This is a genomic window from Flavobacterium sp. LHD-85, assembly GCF_030929595.1.
In the GTDB taxonomy this organism is placed as follows: Bacteria; Bacteroidota; Bacteroidia; order Flavobacteriales; family Flavobacteriaceae; genus Flavobacterium.
The window spans coordinates 126,034-144,348 of record NZ_JAVFVR010000005.1 but is presented as its reverse complement, the minus strand read 5'-3'; the positions used below and the strand labels follow the sequence as shown (position 1 = coordinate 144,348).

At 28.7% G+C, this 18,315-nt stretch carries 22 protein-coding genes; all 22 read right to left on the bottom strand.

Going from position 1 to position 18,315, the window contains the following annotated elements; genetic code table 11:
- Nucleotides 1-27: 27 nt before the first annotated feature.
- Nucleotides 28-873: a dTDP-4-dehydrorhamnose reductase gene (gene rfbD / locus RB618_RS10540; RefSeq protein WP_308068691.1), complete on the bottom strand. Its 846-nt coding sequence runs from the start codon at nt 871-873 to the stop codon at nt 28-30.
- On the bottom strand, nt 873-1,421 hold the full coding sequence (rfbC, locus tag RB618_RS10535) for a dTDP-4-dehydrorhamnose 3,5-epimerase (RefSeq protein ID WP_308068690.1): 549 nt from the start codon (nt 1,419-1,421) through the stop codon (nt 873-875). Before rfbC ends, rfbD begins: the two co-directional genes overlap by 1 nt.
- A gap of 9 nt (nt 1,422-1,430) precedes the next feature.
- The gene (locus RB618_RS10530) at nt 1,431-2,564 is read right to left on the bottom strand and encodes an aminotransferase class I/II-fold pyridoxal phosphate-dependent enzyme (protein ID WP_308068689.1); all 1,134 of its coding nucleotides are present in this window, start codon (nt 2,562-2,564) and stop codon (nt 1,431-1,433) included.
- The gene (locus RB618_RS10525) at nt 2,564-2,986 is read right to left on the bottom strand and encodes a WxcM-like domain-containing protein (RefSeq protein ID WP_308068688.1); all 423 of its coding nucleotides are present in this window, start codon (nt 2,984-2,986) and stop codon (nt 2,564-2,566) included. Before RB618_RS10525 ends, RB618_RS10530 begins: the two co-directional genes overlap by 1 nt.
- Nucleotides 2,976-3,947 carry a glycosyltransferase family 4 protein gene (locus tag RB618_RS10520; RefSeq protein ID WP_308068687.1) on the bottom strand — a complete coding sequence of 324 codons (972 nt, stop codon included), beginning with the start codon at nt 3,945-3,947 and terminating at the stop codon, nt 2,976-2,978. The genes RB618_RS10525 and RB618_RS10520 overlap by 11 nt, the downstream gene beginning before the upstream one ends.
- Before the next feature lie 6 nt (nt 3,948-3,953).
- Nucleotides 3,954-4,994: a hypothetical protein gene (locus RB618_RS10515; protein WP_308068686.1), complete on the bottom strand. Its 1,041-nt coding sequence runs from the start codon at nt 4,992-4,994 to the stop codon at nt 3,954-3,956.
- Complete coding sequence (locus RB618_RS10510; protein WP_308068685.1) at nt 4,991-6,124, bottom strand: NAD-dependent epimerase/dehydratase family protein; 1,134 nt, start codon at nt 6,122-6,124, stop codon at nt 4,991-4,993. Before RB618_RS10510 ends, RB618_RS10515 begins: the two co-directional genes overlap by 4 nt.
- Before the next feature lie 6 nt (nt 6,125-6,130).
- Nucleotides 6,131-6,730, bottom strand: coding sequence for a DapH/DapD/GlmU-related protein (locus RB618_RS10505; protein ID WP_308068684.1), 600 nt, complete (start codon nt 6,728-6,730; stop codon nt 6,131-6,133).
- Nucleotides 6,730-7,428: a glycosyltransferase gene (locus tag RB618_RS10500; protein WP_308068683.1), complete on the bottom strand. Its 699-nt coding sequence runs from the start codon at nt 7,426-7,428 to the stop codon at nt 6,730-6,732. Before RB618_RS10500 ends, RB618_RS10505 begins: the two co-directional genes overlap by 1 nt.
- The gene (locus RB618_RS10495; protein WP_308068682.1) at nt 7,425-8,735 is read right to left on the bottom strand and encodes an O-antigen polymerase; all 1,311 of its coding nucleotides are present in this window, start codon (nt 8,733-8,735) and stop codon (nt 7,425-7,427) included. The genes RB618_RS10500 and RB618_RS10495 overlap by 4 nt, the downstream gene beginning before the upstream one ends.
- Before the next feature lie 74 nt (nt 8,736-8,809).
- A complete protein-coding gene (locus tag RB618_RS10490; RefSeq protein ID WP_308068681.1) occupies nt 8,810-9,646 on the bottom strand; it encodes a glycosyltransferase in 837 nt (278 codons plus the stop codon).
- Nucleotides 9,647-9,680: 34 nt separating this feature from the next.
- Nucleotides 9,681-10,523 (bottom strand): glycosyltransferase family A protein, encoded by an 843-nt coding sequence (locus RB618_RS10485; RefSeq protein ID WP_308068680.1) that lies wholly within the window; start codon nt 10,521-10,523, stop codon nt 9,681-9,683.
- Between the two features lie 155 nt (nt 10,524-10,678).
- On the bottom strand, nt 10,679-11,638 hold the full coding sequence (locus RB618_RS10480; protein ID WP_308068679.1) for a glycosyltransferase family 2 protein: 960 nt from the start codon (nt 11,636-11,638) through the stop codon (nt 10,679-10,681).
- A gap of 2 nt (nt 11,639-11,640) precedes the next feature.
- Complete coding sequence (locus RB618_RS10475) at nt 11,641-12,300, bottom strand: acetyltransferase (RefSeq protein ID WP_308068678.1); 660 nt, start codon at nt 12,298-12,300, stop codon at nt 11,641-11,643.
- Complete coding sequence (locus RB618_RS10470; protein WP_308068677.1) at nt 12,297-12,929, bottom strand: MBL fold metallo-hydrolase; 633 nt, start codon at nt 12,927-12,929, stop codon at nt 12,297-12,299. Before RB618_RS10470 ends, RB618_RS10475 begins: the two co-directional genes overlap by 4 nt.
- A gap of 6 nt (nt 12,930-12,935) precedes the next feature.
- Nucleotides 12,936-13,685, bottom strand: a complete 750-nt coding sequence (locus RB618_RS10465; RefSeq protein ID WP_308068676.1) for an SDR family oxidoreductase — start codon at nt 13,683-13,685, stop codon at nt 12,936-12,938.
- Between the two features lie 4 nt (nt 13,686-13,689).
- Nucleotides 13,690-14,448, bottom strand: a complete 759-nt coding sequence (locus RB618_RS10460; protein WP_308068675.1) for an SDR family oxidoreductase — start codon at nt 14,446-14,448, stop codon at nt 13,690-13,692.
- A gap of 7 nt (nt 14,449-14,455) precedes the next feature.
- Nucleotides 14,456-14,668, bottom strand: coding sequence for a phosphopantetheine-binding protein (locus RB618_RS10455; RefSeq protein WP_281633904.1), 213 nt, complete (start codon nt 14,666-14,668; stop codon nt 14,456-14,458).
- 11 nt (nt 14,669-14,679) lie between these two features.
- Entirely contained in the window at nt 14,680-15,744 is a 1,065-nt protein-coding gene (locus RB618_RS10450; RefSeq protein WP_308068674.1) for a ketoacyl-ACP synthase III, read from the bottom strand.
- Entirely contained in the window at nt 15,744-15,974 is a 231-nt protein-coding gene (locus RB618_RS10445) for a phosphopantetheine-binding protein (protein ID WP_308068673.1), read from the bottom strand. The genes RB618_RS10450 and RB618_RS10445 overlap by 1 nt, the downstream gene beginning before the upstream one ends.
- Nucleotides 15,967-16,791: a GNAT family N-acetyltransferase gene (locus RB618_RS10440; protein ID WP_308068672.1), complete on the bottom strand. Its 825-nt coding sequence runs from the start codon at nt 16,789-16,791 to the stop codon at nt 15,967-15,969. Before RB618_RS10440 ends, RB618_RS10445 begins: the two co-directional genes overlap by 8 nt.
- Nucleotides 16,791-18,314 (bottom strand): amino acid adenylation domain-containing protein, encoded by a 1,524-nt coding sequence (locus tag RB618_RS10435; protein WP_308068671.1) that lies wholly within the window; start codon nt 18,312-18,314, stop codon nt 16,791-16,793. The genes RB618_RS10440 and RB618_RS10435 overlap by 1 nt, the downstream gene beginning before the upstream one ends.
- Nucleotide 18,315: the final 1 nt, after the last annotated feature.

Here is an 18,315-nt window from a genome sequence, read left to right as displayed (position 1 = left end):
CAAATCTCTAAAATTCTATCGTCGATTTTAAACAAACATTTTTTTTAAACTTTTCTTATAATCCGGAATATTCAGATTATAGACTGCTTTTATTTTTTCCTTATTTAATAAGGAGTAACTTGGCCTTTTTGCTGGAGTTGGGTAAGATATCGATGGAATTCCTCCTACTTTGCAATTATAACCTCCAAGTTCTTTAATACTTAATGCAAATTCATACCAACTAATTTCTCCTTCATTTGAATAATTATAAATTCCAGAAATCCATTTTGGAAATTCGACAATGTCAATCATTGCTTGTGCCAAATCAGGAGCATAAGTTGGTGAGCCTATCTGATCATTTACCACATTGATTTCATCTCTTTCCTGCATTAGTCGCTGCATGGTTTTTACAAAATTATTTCCAAATTTGCTATAAACCCATGAAGTTCTAATTATAACCGATTCTGGATTTTCTTTCAAACAAGCAATTTCACCTGCCAATTTACTTTCTCCATAAACATTTATAGGATTAGTTTCAGCATCTTCATTTAAAGCGATAGACGAATCCCCATCAAAAACATAATCTGTCGAAATATGAATTAATTTCGCATTATTTTCTTTAGCATATTTTGCTATTAACTTTACCGCCAAATGATTTACTTTAAAAGCTAAATCTTTTTCTGATTCAGCTTTATCAACAGCAGTATAAGCGCCGCAATTAAATATAATATCAGGACGAATTATTTCTAATTGAGATTGAAGCATTTCTAAGTTATCTAATGCAATTTGAGTTCGATCTGCAAATACCCACTCATATTGAGGATAAGAAGACGCTAAAACTGAAAGTTCAGATCCTAATTGTCCTGTTGCACCGGTTACTAAAATTTTCTTCATTAAAATAAGCTGTTACAATTTTCAATAAAAGGAAGAATTTGATCTTTTTCTGAAACAATAGCCTCCTCGAGATTCATTCCCCAGTCAATGTTCAAAGATGGATCGTCATATTTGATTCCTCCTTCAGAAGCTTTGTTATAAAATTGATCACATTTATACATAACCGAAGCCTTTTCACTAATAACAGAAAATCCGTGAGCAAATCCTTGAGGTACTAATAATTGTTTTTTATTCTCTGCTGATAATAAAACACTAAATGCTTTTCCATAAGTAGGAGAATCTTTTCTTAAATCTACCGCAACATCAATAATTTCCCCTTCTAAAACGCGAACTAATTTTGTCTGTGCGAATGGAGGATTTTGGTAATGCAACCCTCTTAAAGTTCCTTTTTTTGAGAATGATTGATTATCTTGAACAAATTCAATATTAATTCCTAAATCTTCAAATTTAGTTTTACTATAAGATTCAAAAAAGTAGCCTCTTTCGTCTCCAAATACTGTTGGTTCTACAACTACTAAGTCTTTTATAAATGTTTCTTCAATTTTCATTTTTAAATTTTATATTGATTTAAAGAAATTAATAACAACTTCTTTTATTCTGCTTTTATCTTTATCAGTTAAATTTGATCCTGATGGCAAACATAATCCTTTTTCAAATAACTGTTCAGAAATCCTATTGCCATAAAATGGATATTTTTCAAAAATTGGTTGCAAATGCATTGGTTTCCATAATGGACGACTCTCTATGTTAGCTTCTTCAAAAGCAAGTCTTAAACTTTCCCTTTCTTCTACTGTTTCAAGCAATATTGCATTTAACCAATAATTAGAGAAAAATTCATCGTTTACATTATCAAAGAGCTTTACATTTTCTAACTCTTTAAAAATATCTCTATAAAATGAATGATTAGCTTGTCTAAAACCAATATTCTTTTCTAAGATTTTCATTTGTCCAAGACCAATTCCTGCACAAATATTACTCATTCTATAATTATAACCTATTTTACTATGTTGATAATGTACCGCCAAATCTTTTGATTGAGTCGCATAAAAAATGGCTTTATCTTTTGTTTCTTTAGAATTTGAAATTAGTGCTCCTCCACTAGATGTTGTTATGATTTTATTTCCGTTAAAGGAAAGCACACCAAAAGCACCAAAACTTCCGCATTTTTTCCCTTTATAATTACTTCCTAGAGCTTCTGCACTATCCTCGATAATTGGTATTTCGTATTTATCCGCAATCGCATGAATTTGATCAATTTTATAAGGCATCCCATACAAATGAACCGCTATAATTGCTTTTGGTTTTTTTCCTTTTTTTATTCGGTCTTTTATAGCAATTTCTAGATATTCTGGACAAATATTCCAAGTATCAACTTCGCTATCTACAAATATTGGACACGCATTCTGATATAAAATTGGATTTGCCGAAGCTGAAAAAGTCATGCTTTGACAAATAACCTCATCACCAGCTTTTACACCTAACAAAATTAATGCTAAATGTATAGCAGATGTGCCGGAATTTGATGCGACAACAAAATTTTCGTTTTCAAAATACTTCTGAAGTTCATTTTCAAATTCATCTACATTTGGCCCTCCTGAAGTAATCCAATTTGACTTTAGAGCTTTCTGAATATATCCTTCCTCAAACCCGCTTTCTTGAGATAACGATAAATAAATTCTCTCGTCTTTCATTATTTGAAAAGCCAATAATCTAATGGATAACGAACATCGTCACCACTTACATTTGCTAATGGCAATGTAGAAAAGGATATTAGTTTTGAATTTTCTTCCAGAGATTCTATTGCATTTGCATAGCCCGCAGGTATATGAACAATTTTGCTTTCAGATTCAGAAACGAAAACAGTCTCAATAATTAAATCTTTTGAAGGATTCTCCCAATTATCAATTTTTATAAAGTGAATATTGAAAGAACCCGAAAGACAATAAAAATTTTTAGTATCTAATTTATGCCCCTGCCAAGCTCGGATTGGATTTTCCTTCGAATTACTTATAATATAAAACCTTTCGATATCGGCAAAACTAAAATCGTTTACATATGATATATTTCCTCGATGATCAGAAAATTTTCCCCCCTTAATTATTTTAGGCTCCATGATTTAATCGTAAATTACTTTTGTTTAACAAATAAAATTTTGAAGAGTAAAGTAACAATAAGGGCAAAATTACAATTAAGAATACAAGTGAATCTTGAACTTTTTGATAAAGAAAAATCACTACTAAAGAAATTCCTGTCTGAGCTAAAGCGTAAAGAAGAGATACTAATCTATGCTGTATTTTATATTCATTACTTAATATCTGATACAAGTGCAATCTATGTGCTTCAAAAATATTTTGCTTCAGATAAATTCTATGCAGGATGGTGCAAACAGCGTCGACACCATATACAGCTAAAAACAATAGCCAAATTAGCGATTCAGTTACAAGAATTAGTTTTACAACCAAATAAATTACCCAAAAAGCTATGGCGATACTTCCTACATCACCTGCAAAACATTTTGCTCTTTTCCTGTAATTAAAAAAGAGAAATACTAAACTCGCAAGCACTGCATATTTTATAAACATTGCATCAGTAAAAAGCTGAATTTTTGTATTGACATACAATAATGATCCCATTACAACTAAAGTATATAGTCCTGTAATACCATTAATTCCGTCCATGAAATTATAAGCATTTATTAGTCCGATGGCCAAAATGTAAGACACTGCAACTCCGCAAATAGGCATTAAATGGAATAAATTTAAATCATAAAAAACCAAAGTGATCGAAAGAAAATGAATCCCAATTCTAATTTTATTTGATAAACTCTGAATATCGTCCCAAAAACTTACTAAGCTAACTAAAGTTATACCAGCAAAGAAAAAATAATTATTCTCAATATGCTGGACAAAATAAAGCAACGCAGAAAACCAAAAAATAATTCCTCCACCCCTTAAAGTTATTTCTGTATGAGAACTTCTTTGATTAGGCTTATCAATTATATTGAAACGATCTGCTACTTTGAAATAAAGCAACATAATACTCATTAAAATAATTCCTAATATTATGTATTCCATTATTTTTTAATTTATTCCTTTTATCCAAACATTTGGCTCATTGCTCACAAATAAACAAGTCAACCATCCCTTTAATGACATTCGCTCATATAGATCCACGTCGACATCAATATAATCTGACTCAAAGAAATCTTTTTCAAGCTGACTATTTTCCCTATCTATGATTAAAATATTGTTAGAATTGTAAAATGTGTATTTTTGAACTTCAGCATTTGTAGTGATTATTTTTCTTTTAGCTCCAATGGCTTCAAATGTTCGCATAGTAAGACCTTTCTGTCCTGGATGATTTATATCTAAAACAACTTTTGATTTTTTATAATATTCAGAAAGATCGACAGGAGTCAAACTACTAAAACTCAGTTTTTTATAATCAAACTCTTTAAATGTTTTATCAAACATTTTTTTATAGAAATAAACTAATTTTCCTTGCATATAATAATAACAGAATGATTTTAGTTTATTTTCTGTACACCAATTTGCAACAGAATTACTTATCTTATATCTATCGGAGTGGGCTGTTCCTAAAAAAAGTAAATCGTTCGAAATATCAGAATTTGAAATTGAACCAATATTTTTGTAAAAATCTAAATAAAAAAGCGGTCTAAATTCTAAACCATATTTAACAGCATCACTAGAATCAAAAGAAAACTTTTTATCAAAATAGTTTAAAATAGTTAGCGCATTTTTATTATTCAGAAAAGAATCCCATGTATAGAAAATACATTGACAGCTATTATGTTTTTTTTTAAATTCTTTTAAAAAAAATTCAGGAACAACTTCACCTTTATTTACAAATAGAAAGTCATATTGTTTATTGGTAGTATCTCTTAAAATTTTAGAATAATACTTATTAATTGTTACTTGAAGTAAACTTCTTTTTAACCTAATAATTCCTTTGGTAAAATTATTATTTGAAGGTCTTTCATCATAATAATCAACATTTGCACCTAATTCCTCTAATTTTTTTACAATCTCTTTTTCAAGATTAAAAGTTTGAACAGAAAAGAATAATATCTTTTTATTTTTAATAACTTCTTCTATTATCATTTTAAAAGACCTTTATTCTTCATTTCTTCTAATGATTTACTTAATTTATCCTCTTGAATTTCTTGTTGAAGCACCCATGAAGAAAATCTATCAATACCTTCTTTAAAATAGACTTTTGGCTCAAATCCTAAAATACTTTTAATTTTAGTTAAATCTGCATAATTATGACGGATGTCTCCCAACCTAAATCTTCCAGTTATAGCTACAGGAACATTAATATCGTAAGCTTTAATCAATGAGTTAGCTACTTCAAGCACATCTGTTGCAACACCTGTACCTACATTAAAAACATGTCCATTTGCTTCTTCTTTTTCAATTCCTAAAATTGTTGCATCTACTACATCATCAATAAAAACAAAATCTCTTGTTTCTTTTCCATCTTCAAAAATTTGAATAGGATTATTATTTCTAATCTGAGTAGAAAATATAGATAAAATTCCAGTATATGGATTAGATAGTGATTGTCCTGGACCATATACATTCTGATATCTAAATGCCACTGGGGCTATACCTAATGTAGGGCAAACAGTCATAATCATTTGCTCTTGATTTTGCTTTGTAATACCATAAACAGAAGAAGGATGAATTTTCGATTCTTCATCGGTAGCCAATAAATCAAGTAGTTGATTGTCTTTATATGTTAACTCAAAATTTCCAGCCAGCATATCTTCTTCTTTTCTATGAGAAGGATAAACAATTCCTAATTGAGGATGCTTATATTTTCCTTCTCCATAAATAGACCGCGAAGAAGCAATAACAATTTTTTCGACTGAATTTTCATTATTTGCTAAGATATCAAGCATTATAGCAGTTCCTTGGATATTAACTTCAGTATATTTTTCTATACAATACATAGATTGACCAGTACCTGTTTCTGCCGCAAAATGCACTATGACATTTTGATTTTCCAAGGCTTTTATCCAATCTTCTTTTGAAGTAACAGTACCTTCGATAAAAGTAACTTTATCTTTTATACTATTAAATAATGGAGAAGTAACTTCAGGATTGTGTCCATGTATTTGTTTTGAAAGATTATCTAAAACCGTAATTTCATACCCTTTTTCTATAAGTTTAAGAGCCAAATTACTGCCTATAAAACCTGCTCCACCTGTAATTAAAATTTTTTTCATGACATACTATAGATATTTTTCCCATCTCTGAGATTGAAAATTAAATTTTTTTATTGTTTTTGCTGGAATTCCAACAGCTATTACGAAATCGGGTAAACTTTTAGTGACTACTGAATTTGCACCAATAATTGTTCCTTCTCCTATGGTAACTCCTGGTAATATAGAAACTGACTCACCAATCCAAACATTATCTTTAATTATCACAGGAGATGAAAAAAGAGGTCTATCAGATGGATTTATTTTTGGATTGCTATCGTTACTATCACCCGAATAACTTCCATGGCTACAATCTGAAATATAAATTTTACTTGCCAATAAAACATTATTACCAATAGAAACTTTTTCCATTGCAGTAATATGGACATAATCATTTATCTGAACATTTTCTCCGATAAGAAGAACATTATTTGCATCAATGGGATATGCTTCTAATCTACACCCCACCCCTGTCGTAAAGCCTTTTCCGACTGAAATATATTTTTTCCCTCTTACATCAAAAGGAAACCTTATTATTCTAGCTTTTTTAAATAAAAACTTAGTCCTAATTACATTAAGGCTGATGGTTATCAATTGAAAAAACGAATATCTTTTAAATAAACTATTCATTAACGATTAAACAAATGAAATAAACAATAAATTCTCATATTGATTTTTTTTATAAAAGAGTTTGAACTCTTTTTTCCTCCTGTAGAAGCATTATTTCCATGTCTTCTGTATTTTATTAAAGGCTCATAAACAAGTTCTACTTTGTAATAATATTCTGCAATTAAACTCAGCCAATAATCGTATGCGCAAAGTTTTTGATTTTCTGGAACTGGTAAATATTTTTCTAAAACTTCTCTTTTAAAAGCCATACAAGCACCAATATACCTAGTTTTAAGAAAATTAACAAAGAAACCACTCTTTACACTATATAAATCAAAATGAGAATCATGAATTAAATTTAAATCTCCATCGACTATTGATGCGTTATGTATTGCCAAAGAAGACTTCGACAACGCTTTAATCATAATTTGTACTTTGTTGCACATCCAAACATCATCTTGATCACTAATAAAAATAATATCTCCAGAAGATTTGTTTATTGCATTTTCAAAATTTTTGGAGTATCCATTTTCTTTTTCATTCAAGAAAATTTTTATCCTATTGTCTTTTAAATTACCTATAACTTCTAAAGTATTGTCTTTAGAATGGTCATCTGAAATTATAATTTCATCTTTTGCATCTAATTGTGGTAAAATGGACTCTAATTGCTCGACAATATATTTTTCTCCGTTGTAAGTTGCTATGCAAACTGAAATCATAAATACATTTTTTTTGATTTTAAACCTCCCACTAATATTTTATTTATTATTAAGCCTAACCAAATAAGCATCGAATTAAAATAATTTACAAACATTCCCATTAAAATACAAAAAACAATAATAGTAAATTTGACAATTGCTTCCGGATATCTTTTTCTAAATTGATTATAATATCGAACAGCAAGATATCCATACAAACCATTTAAAATAAATACTCCAACAAGTCCAAAATCTAAATAAGGATCAATCAAAAAAGTACCTACTCTTTGTTCGGAATTTAATTCTGGTATTCGAATTATAAAGCCTGTTTTTTCCAATAAAAAAAAAGAAGTAAATGGTCTAAATGTATACATTCCGTAACCTAAAAAAGCAATACGGTCACTGTAATTAACCATATCATCTAAAATAGAAAATCTTTTTGAGCTATATTCTACAAAAACTGCTTCAAATAGGGAGACTTTCTCATTTTCGATTCCTGAAATCGCTCTGTAAAATTCACTAACAGACATGCTCAAATCAGAATCAAACCTTAAAAAACCAACTAAACCAAAAACTAAAAACATTACCCCCAAAGCTTTTAGTATTTTTTTTATATTAATATCATTATAATAAGTATAGGACACAAAAAGTGACATTCCAAATAATAAATACAATTGCTTACTAAGATAATTTAACAAAATAAATATTGAAAGTGCTAAAACAAGCCTAAACTCTTTCTTTGAAATAATTTTTTCTTTAAAGAAAACATAAGCCCAAGTAGGAAGTAATGAATTTAAAATAATAAAATAATGAAGAAATGGCACTAACTTTTCATTCGTCTCACCATAAACATCTACACTAGTTATATTTAAAATTGGTATATATCCAAAAACAATGCATTCTATTATAAATGTTAAAAAAGCCATTAAACTAATAAAATATAGTAATTTCCTTTTTAACTTTTCGTCTAAAGCAAAAATTTTAACAGGTTTGTAAGGATAATTTAATGAAGCAAATAATAGATAAATTACAATTGAACAATTAATTATTAAAAAAGTCATTGAAGAATAATTTACTTGATCTACGGACAATTGCAAAAAACTATATGAAAGAAGATATAGAAAAGGTACAAAAATAGATATTGGATTAATTAGACTTTTAAATCTCCAACCCGATAGAATCACTGCGAAAGTAGCAAAGCAATAATAAACTGAAAAATATAAAACTTGTATACTATCAACACCTATGCTTAAGTATCTATAACACAAAAGCACTCCAACGATTAAAATAAAAAAAATTTGTTTTAACAAATTAATACTAATATTCATAACTCTTTACATGAAAACTCAAAAGCAACAACAATACAACTCGTTTCTTACAAAATCACTAAGGAAATATTAATCTAAAGTTGAGATATTGTAAATTTATAGTATTCTTTATTTTTATACTTGAGCTGTTTTATAATTCTACTTATTAATCTAAATTTAAAAATCATTTGACTAATAAAACCTTCTTCTTTAATAAAAAGTAATTCTGATTTTAACATTTGTTGATATCTAACAAATGAAACATTTTCCTCAAAATTCCCAAAAACTGACAAATCTTGTAAAATATTACTCTCAAGAATATAAATACTTTTTCGATCTTGAAATATTCTTCTAAAATACCAGTGATCTAACATATCTAAAGAATATTCTTTGGAAAAACCATTTATAGAGTTCATATACGAGACTCTTAACATCGTTCCTGAATTTATACCACTTATGGGAGCACTAATCTCACCTACTAAAGGATTTAAAGGTCGACAAACTCCACCTGGGTAGATTTTTACAGGCGATATACTTTTACTTTCACTCTGCGATACAACTCTTGGTATTATAGCAACCACTGAACTTGGAAGTTTTTCTACTCGTAATTCCTTAATATCGTCAAAAAACATTTTTGTAAAAGTAGTGTCCTGATCTAATAGCAACAACCACGAATATCTACTTTTATAAGCTATATCAAGGGCGTGATTATATGCCGTGCTTAAACCTGGATTTGTTAGATCATGATAGTATTCAATATTAAATTTTTTATAATTAAATTTTTCACTTTCATATTGCCTTTCTGGGCTATTATCAAAAACGAGTAAATTAACCCTCTCTTCTAGAATATTTTCTAAAGAATTTATCGTTTTAGAATCTTCAAGACTCGTTTTGTAAAGAACTAAAACTAAATATATTTCATTCACATCCATGCCAGATAACTTTTTTACTCTTTTAAAGAAAGATTTACTTAAAAAATGCTTTTTCTTTCAAAAAAACGAACCAAAATCTAGCCTTTCTTATAGGATTTAAAAGTAAACGACCAATTTTATATTCCATTGAATCAGCATATCGCTTGTATTCAAAGTAAGATGTTGGATCTACGAAATATTCCAAGAAAAGCTCTTTATGATTTTTCCACATCTGAAACCTCAATTTCTTTTCTCTTTCTTGCGAAATCTGATTATTTCTAGAAATATTTAATAAACGATAATAAAAAGTTGCTTTAGTAGTACATTCAACTGAGCCATTTTGCTTAAGAATTGAAATCCAAAAGTCCCAATCTTCAAAACCATCCTTCATGTTTATATTAAACCCTCCAACTCTATCAAAATCTAACCTACGAAACAAAGAAGTAACAACTAGTTGATTTTCAGCTAACAAAACAGCCATGTCATACGAAACAACATTTAAAACCCCACTACTTCTCCCAAAAAATTTAACCACAGATGTTGCAATTGTTAAATTAGGTTTTGAATCTAATAATTTTACTGTTTCTTCAAGAAAATTCTTAGAAATTAAATCATCTCCATCTAAACATAAAACATATTCTCCTTGAGAAGCTTCAATCGCAATATTTCTAGCTACGCAAACACCTGCATTGTTTTGATAAATATATTTGAAACGATCATCTTTACAAATCTTTTTAAGGATAACTTCTTCACTATTATCAACAGACCCATCATTAATTATAATACATTCCCATGATGAAAAAGTTTGCAAAAAAACACTATTTAAAGTTTCCTCGATGAATCTACCATTATTGTAACATGGAATTATAATGGAAACTTTAGGTTTTTTAATTGTCATAAAAAAAATTTAAGTTATGCTTAATGCTTTAATTGATTTTAAAATTGAAGCTGTCTAATCTATAAGACTTTTCAATATAAAAACTAAGCTAATTTTATACTAGTAGTAACTTTTATAGTTTCTATATATACTTAAAATTACTAAAATAGACATATTTAAAAACTTGCAATCCTTTTAATTTTTCCAAAAAATGAATCAAAAAATGCAACAAAAAAATACTTGCTTAAAATAAGTTTATCATTTAATGAGAAGTTATAAAAAAAAGATTTTGATAAAATTTTGAGACCTTCAATTTTTCTAATAAGTACAAAAGAAAACTTCCAGTAATTAAACAAAATACTAGAATCTCTAGTGTATAAATACATTTCCTCATAAATTAAAAAAGCTATTTTAATTTTTTCATAAAACGTCTTACTACTCGCAATCCCGCCATCATTTACTCTATAAACTCCTGAGCAAATTTTCAAACAAGCTCCTTTACCTCGTTGTAATAAAAGATAAAAGATGTGATAATCTCTAAAATATTTGAAATTCGAGTATTTAGATAAGACTTTATTCAAGTCTTCTTTGATAACAAGAGCAGTTAGTGGTTGTGTGAACCAATCTTTTGAAAATATTTTTTCATCTATTTCAACACCTCCTTGTCGTTCTTTATAAGTACTATAATTTATTGGTAAAACTTCATTCTGAAATTCATGTATATTCTCTAAATATACTCTATACCTATGAGTACAAAATACATAATCACTATTTGCTTCTAAAAAGTTTACTTGTTTCTGCAATTTCATAGGGTCTGACCAATAATCATCCCCTTCACATATTGCTATATATTTTCCTCTTGCTTTGGGAAGCATAATATCATACCAAATATTAATTTCCTTATTAGAGAATTGATTTTCCGTTTGATAAATATTATTAAATAAAGAGGGATAGATAGATTCATATTCCCGCAAGATTTGCTGAGTAGCATCTGTTGAGGCATCATCATGCACAATTATCTCAAATAAAAAATTAGTTTGTTGTATTATAAATCCATCCAAACATTCTTTAATATACTTTTGGTGATTAAATGATGTACAAATGATACTTACCAGAGGTTTATTATCCTGCTTCATTTCTATTTTGGAATCGCTATTACACTTTCTTTATATCTGTAAAAAACTGTAGTTTCATCTTTAATCGATTTATCTACCATCATACCGGCCTGTATCGTGTTTTCGTTTCCTATCGTAATATGTGGTATTACTGTAGATCTGATTCCAAAAAAATTATTGTCTCCAATTGTAACTCGTCCAGCAATTCCAGCCGTAGAGAAAAAATTACTATTACCAATTACACAATCATGACTAATGAAGCTATATGAAGTAATCATATTAAAATCTCCAATTTTTGTATTAGGTCCAATAATGCAAAAAGGATAAATAATATTTCCTTCTCCTAATTCAATATTATTGGGTATAATTACTGAATGATGTATAAACTGAAAAAAAACAACTCCCTTTGTTTTTAATTTCGAGATAATTTCATTTCTAAACTTAATATCTGATATTCCTATCAAAACTTCAATTCCATTCTCAAAATTGTAAGTATCAATATCTGCAAGAACAGGTTTTTGAAGATTATATTTTTTCCAATATTTTTCAATATTATACTCATAATCAATATATCCTAGCAAATCAATCTGAGATTGAGAATCAACATTTTTATTATTATCTACTATATAAGAACTTAATTCAGCGGCAACCGCCCCTGTACCAATAATTACAATTTTTTTCATATAACTTTACTAAAATCAATTTCATTAAAAGCCATTACTTCTCCATGACCTGGATATACCATCATATTATCATCACGAAACAATTCACTAAGCTCTGAAATTGTTTCAACTAATTGCTTTTTACTCCCTCCAGGTAATTTTGTAACCGTTTTAACGCCTTTAATAAAAACATCTCCCACAAAAAGATTTTTATTGATCCAAAAAGAAACAGAGCCTTCTGAATGCCCTGGTGTCTCTTTAAACTTCATCTCAAAGTTTCCGAGATTTAGATCATTATTAGAAACTTGGATAATCTTATTTGTTCTAAGAATCTCGAATCCTACCTGATCATAAAAGATAGATAGGTTTTTCTTTTTATTAATTATATTGTCTAAACATTTTTTTGTACTGATGATTGTACAATCAAATATCTCCAATAATTTATTAACTCCCCAAATGTGATCGAAATGTTCGTGAGTTAATATTATATTTTGGGGAATTAAATTATTCTCATGTAAAAAAGACAACAATTCTTCACAGTCTTCTGTCCCTGGGTCAACAATAATACAATTTGAATTTAAACCACTATAAATTACAAAACAATTAGAATCAATAGGATGATTCTTAATCATTTTAATCAGTACCTTCATTTTAATTTAACCCGATATATTTATTGTTCTTCCCCCATCAACCGTTAATTGTTGTCCTGTAATCCATCTAGCATTGTCTGAAAGTAGAAATGAAACTGCTTGAAAAATATCATTCGTTGAACCAATTCCTAATGGATAAACAGATAACATTCTTTGTTTTAATTCTTCATTTCCTAAAATATCTTTTGTCATCTCAGTTTCTACGGCACCTGGGAGCACAGAATTAACACGTACTTTTGGCGCTAATTCAACAGCTAATGACCTCATTAAACCATCTAATGCTGATTTTGAAGCTCCATAAGCTCCCATTGCTTTAGCACCATGATTGCTAATATTACTTGATATAAAAACAGCACTATTTAAAGAGCTATTATTCAATTTCTTATTTATAAGTATTGTAGAGATAAGACTTGCCGCAAATATGTTAACATTAAAGGTGCTTTTCAAAATGTTTAAATTTGACATTTTTAATGGAGCCATTTTCATTACTCCTGCACAATGTACAAACTTCGCAACCTCAATAGAATTATTTAGCAAAAAAAGTTTTAATGAATCTTCAACTTCTTCAATTTCTTCCAAATTACATAACCACGTAAGGATAGAGTTTTTTTTTGCACATAAACTTTCTACTTCATTTAATTTTTCTAAATTTCTACCATGCAAAACTACATTATAATCATCAGAAAGTTTAATTGCAATCTCTTTACCAATTCCAGACGTTGCACCTGTTATTAGAACAAATTGTTTTTTTTCCATATTTCTATTGAGCGGTAAATCCGCCATCTACATTTATTATCGAGCCTGTAATCCATTTAGCCATGTCTGACACTAAAAAAGCAATAGCATCTGCCACATCCTCTGCGTTTCCAAGGCCTAAAGGATGAAGTTTATTAATTAATTCATCATATTCAGAATTAAAAGAACCACTAATTGAATCTAACATATTTGTTTTCACAAATCCTGGTGCTACACAATTTACTCGAATTCCTTTAGGAGCTAGCTCAATCGCAAGGGATTTAGTTATTCCGTGTAACGCCGATTTTGACATTGCATATCCAACATTAGCAGCAGATCCAACACAGCCATATACAGATGAGATAAAAACGAATGATCCTGATTCCCCACTAAAAACTGACTTATTGCTACAAATTTTAGCTAATTCTAAACCAGCAATTGAATTAAGTTTTAAAACATCAAATAGTACTTTGTCATTAAGTGATTTTAACGGAGACAAATAGGGTCTACCTGCCAAATGTACAAAACCATTAACTTTACCTACTTCTGATACCGCATTAAGAATTTTTGCTTTTAACTCATTTGAATCCAACAAATCAAGAGCTAGGATTTTTGTAGTACTCTCACAAATTTCAGCCGTTTCCAATAGGCCTTTTTCATTCAAATCTATCAAAATTAAAGTTGCCCCTAACTTAGATAATAATATACTTGTTGCTTTACCAATTCCCGATGAAGCTCCTGTAACAACATACTTTTTACCTACTAATGAGATTGGATTATACACTATTAATTTAATTATTAGTTAGTAATTCGTATAAGCCACCAATAGTTTTAGCCTCAACAATTTCAGCAGCTGTGATAGTTTTTTGAAATTCTTCCCCTGAATAAGCAATTATTGACAAGCTCGTTAACGAATCCCATGCATCAAAATCTACAATTGTATCAGTCAACTGTACAGTATCTTCTTCTAACAATTCAGCCATTTTTTCTAAAAAATCTTCCATTCTGTTTTTTTTTAATATTCTATTATTTCACAAAAAGATAAGGGTCCTACATCCATTAAAAGAGAGGCCCAAGTTAAGCCTACACCGAATCCAGAAAAACAAACTTTCAATCTATTTCCTTTAATCTGTTCCGATATATTAAAACATGTTACTACTGGAACTGTTACACCGCTAGAATTACCAAAATTTTCCACCACATTAGCAGGCATTTTCTCTCTAGCGACCCCAATTTTATCAGCAACTTTATTAAGCATAAATTTATTTGGCTGATGAAATAAATAGTAATCAACAGCATTCTTGTCTGTTTTTGCAATTTGCAATAAAGACTCTATCATAGGTGGGACCTCAGCTTGCACAAAATTAAAAACATCATCACCTTTCATTACAAGATTTTCTTTGCTTCTAAAATTACCACTAGCGTCTTCATATAATACTGAAGTTTCACTCGAAATTGGAAGTTTTGCTCCTCCAGCTGGAATTTGCAAAGCAAATGCTCCAGATCCATCCATTTTTATTGTTCCAAAAATTTCAGTTTTTTGAGACGATTTTTCTACTATTGTAATAGAAGCAGCATCACCTATTAGCGGATTACTGTTTCGGTCTCTTTTTGAAACTTTTGCACTTAACACATCCGCATTTACTAAAACTACTTTGGAAATTGAAGGTTGTTCTAATAGCATAAACGCTTGATTCAGCCCAATAATAAAACCAGCACATCCTTGATTTATATCTAAACAAATCATATCCTGTTTTAAGTTAAAATGTCCCTGAACAACATTACTTGTTGGAGGCATTATATAATCTGGTGACTGTGTGACAAAAATCAATGCATCAATATCTTCCTTTTTCAATTTTTCTGTAGAAAAAAGATAATCCAAGCCTTTAATAGCTAAATCAGATGAACAGATTCCTTCTGGTGCAATTCTTCTTTTATTTAACCCAAGTGCAGCTTTTAATTTTAATGATTTTGCTGTAGAAAAATTATAATTTTCCATCTCTTCTTCAAAATGAATTTCTTTTGAAGGCATTACCACTAACATTCCTGTAATTTCTTTGTCTTTGAAGTACAGATTCATTACTTGATGTATTTACTTAATAGACTTGAAATACTATCAATATTTGAAAAATTTTCTGGCAATATATCTACTCCATCTATTGATATATCAAAAGTTTCATCTAAACTTGTTACCAAAGTTACCAAATCAAATGAATCTAACATTCCTGCTTCAATAAAATTATCTACAGGTTCATTAAAATCAAACTCTGGTCTTATATCATTTAGTATTGAAATTATTTTATTATTCATAGCTAATCATTTTATTACTTAGTATAAAATTATACATTTTTTCTTCAACAAACCCATAATGTTTGTATCTCTTTATTGCATTTTCGTTACTCTTAATCACCCAAAAAATATGCCTATTTGTATCTTTTCCTTTACTTTCAAAAAAATTGAAAAGTTTAGAGCCAATTTTTTTTTCTCTGAAATCAGGATGAACAAACCAATATCTTAAATACAAAGTATTTCCAATAATTTCATATATTAAGAAACCTCCTAAAGCATTATTTTCCTCATATACCAAGATATTTTTATTTTCAATCCATCTTATCAATTCATCCCTCTCCGGCAATTGTTCTGCTTTTTCATCAAAAAAAGTATTAAACAAATTTTGAATTGAAACTAAATGACTACTTGACGCTTCTTTAATTCCCTCAGGTTGATCTAATAAAAAATCCTTCCCACCACTTAGTCTATTCATTCTAACAAGTGAGGTGTAATAATAGAATGAATGATTATAGAAAATATCCAATAATTCTGAAGTTTCTTCACGTTGAACAATATCTAAAATCAAAATTTCATCTTGAAATTCTACAATAAGATTAGGAAGCGATTTGCTTAATTCTTCATTTGAAGAAGCTATAAAGAACAAAGTACAATGCCTGGCTTTTTTATTAATAAAATAGACAACTTCTCCTTTATCTATTATATAGAAATTACCTTTAGATATCCATATATCATTTTTTTCTCGATTTGGATAGAAATTAGTTATAAGCTTTTTCTTGTAATTTTTAATTTTAATCAAAGCATTATTAATTTCATTAAAATTATCTATCCTTTTCATTACTCATTAATCTTATTTTTTAATAAAAGACGATCAATTTTTCCATTAGTATTTCTAGGCAACTCTTCCATAAATATATATACTGTAGGAATCATATATTTAGGAATTTCATTTGAAAGTAATTTTCTAAATTCTACTACCGAAATTTCTTTATCTGCTTCATAAAAAAGAGTAATTTCCTTTTTATTTACATTATATACAACACAACCGTTCTTAGCTATTTTCAAAGTGTTAACAATAACATGCTCAATTTCTCCTAATTCTATTCTATACCCTAAATGCTTAATAAGGCTATCTTTACGTCCTTTAAAAATAATTTCATCTCTTTCGTTTACAGAAACGATATCTCCAGTTCTGTAAATAATTTCTGGATAGGATTTATTAAGAGGATTTTGAACAAAAGCTAATGCTGTTTTTTCAGGATTATTATAGTATCCCATTGCAAGTGATGTACCTCTAACACATAATTCTCCTTCTTCTCCTTTTGTAACCAACCTATCCTCATCAAGAATCAAAACATCTGTATTCCTGCACGCAAAACCAATTGGCAAAGGTTCATTATCCGGAACATCACGATCAACAATAAAATAAGTACAATCTAATGTAATTTCTATAGGACCATATAAATTGGCAAACAAACAGTTCTTCAAATTGTTTTTCCAATAATTAAACTGTTTTGTTGGGAATACTTCGCCAGCAAACCATACAGTCTTTAAAGATGGTAGTTTAATATTTTCTAAAAGCGACATGTTAGCAATATTGACCATAATTGTAGGAACCCAAAAAAGAAATGTCGTTTTCTCTTTTTCTAAAATTTCTAAAATTTTGATTGGAAAAGCTGCTAAACTATCAGGTATCAATACTATTGTACTACCTTTTGACATTAGCATACATAATTCATAACTATAGATATCAAAAACAAGTGGCGATAAAGATCCTATTATTTCATCATTTGTAAATTTAAAAGTATCAATAGACCATTCTGTAAAATCAACGAAACTTTTATGATTAAGAACTACTCCTTTTGGAGTACCTGTAGATCCAGATGTATTAATTATGCAATATGGATCAGTATCTATTAAGGTTGAAAGCCTATTTAATAAAAAATTACTATCATTAATATTTGCATCAAAATCGATTGCATCTATATTTACTATTTTTTGAGAAAGTCCAAGATTTTCTAAATTTTTAACATATGTAGAATTTGTAATAATAAGTTGTGGTTCTATCAATGAAATAATATTGTTTATTCTTTCCATTGGAGTTTTAATATCTAAATTCATATAGATATTTCCACTAAATGTAATTGCCATATCAGAAATAACACTATCAATAGTTTTCGGAAGAAATACTGCAATTGGTTTATTTACATCGTTTACCAAATTTACTATTTGATGCCCTAAAATCTGTCCTTTTTTATCTAGGTCTGAAAAAGTTATTTTTTTTTCTCCTTCGACTACCGCAATTTTATCACCACATTTCTTTACAGTTTCGACAAAATATTCTATTACATTTTTAATCATC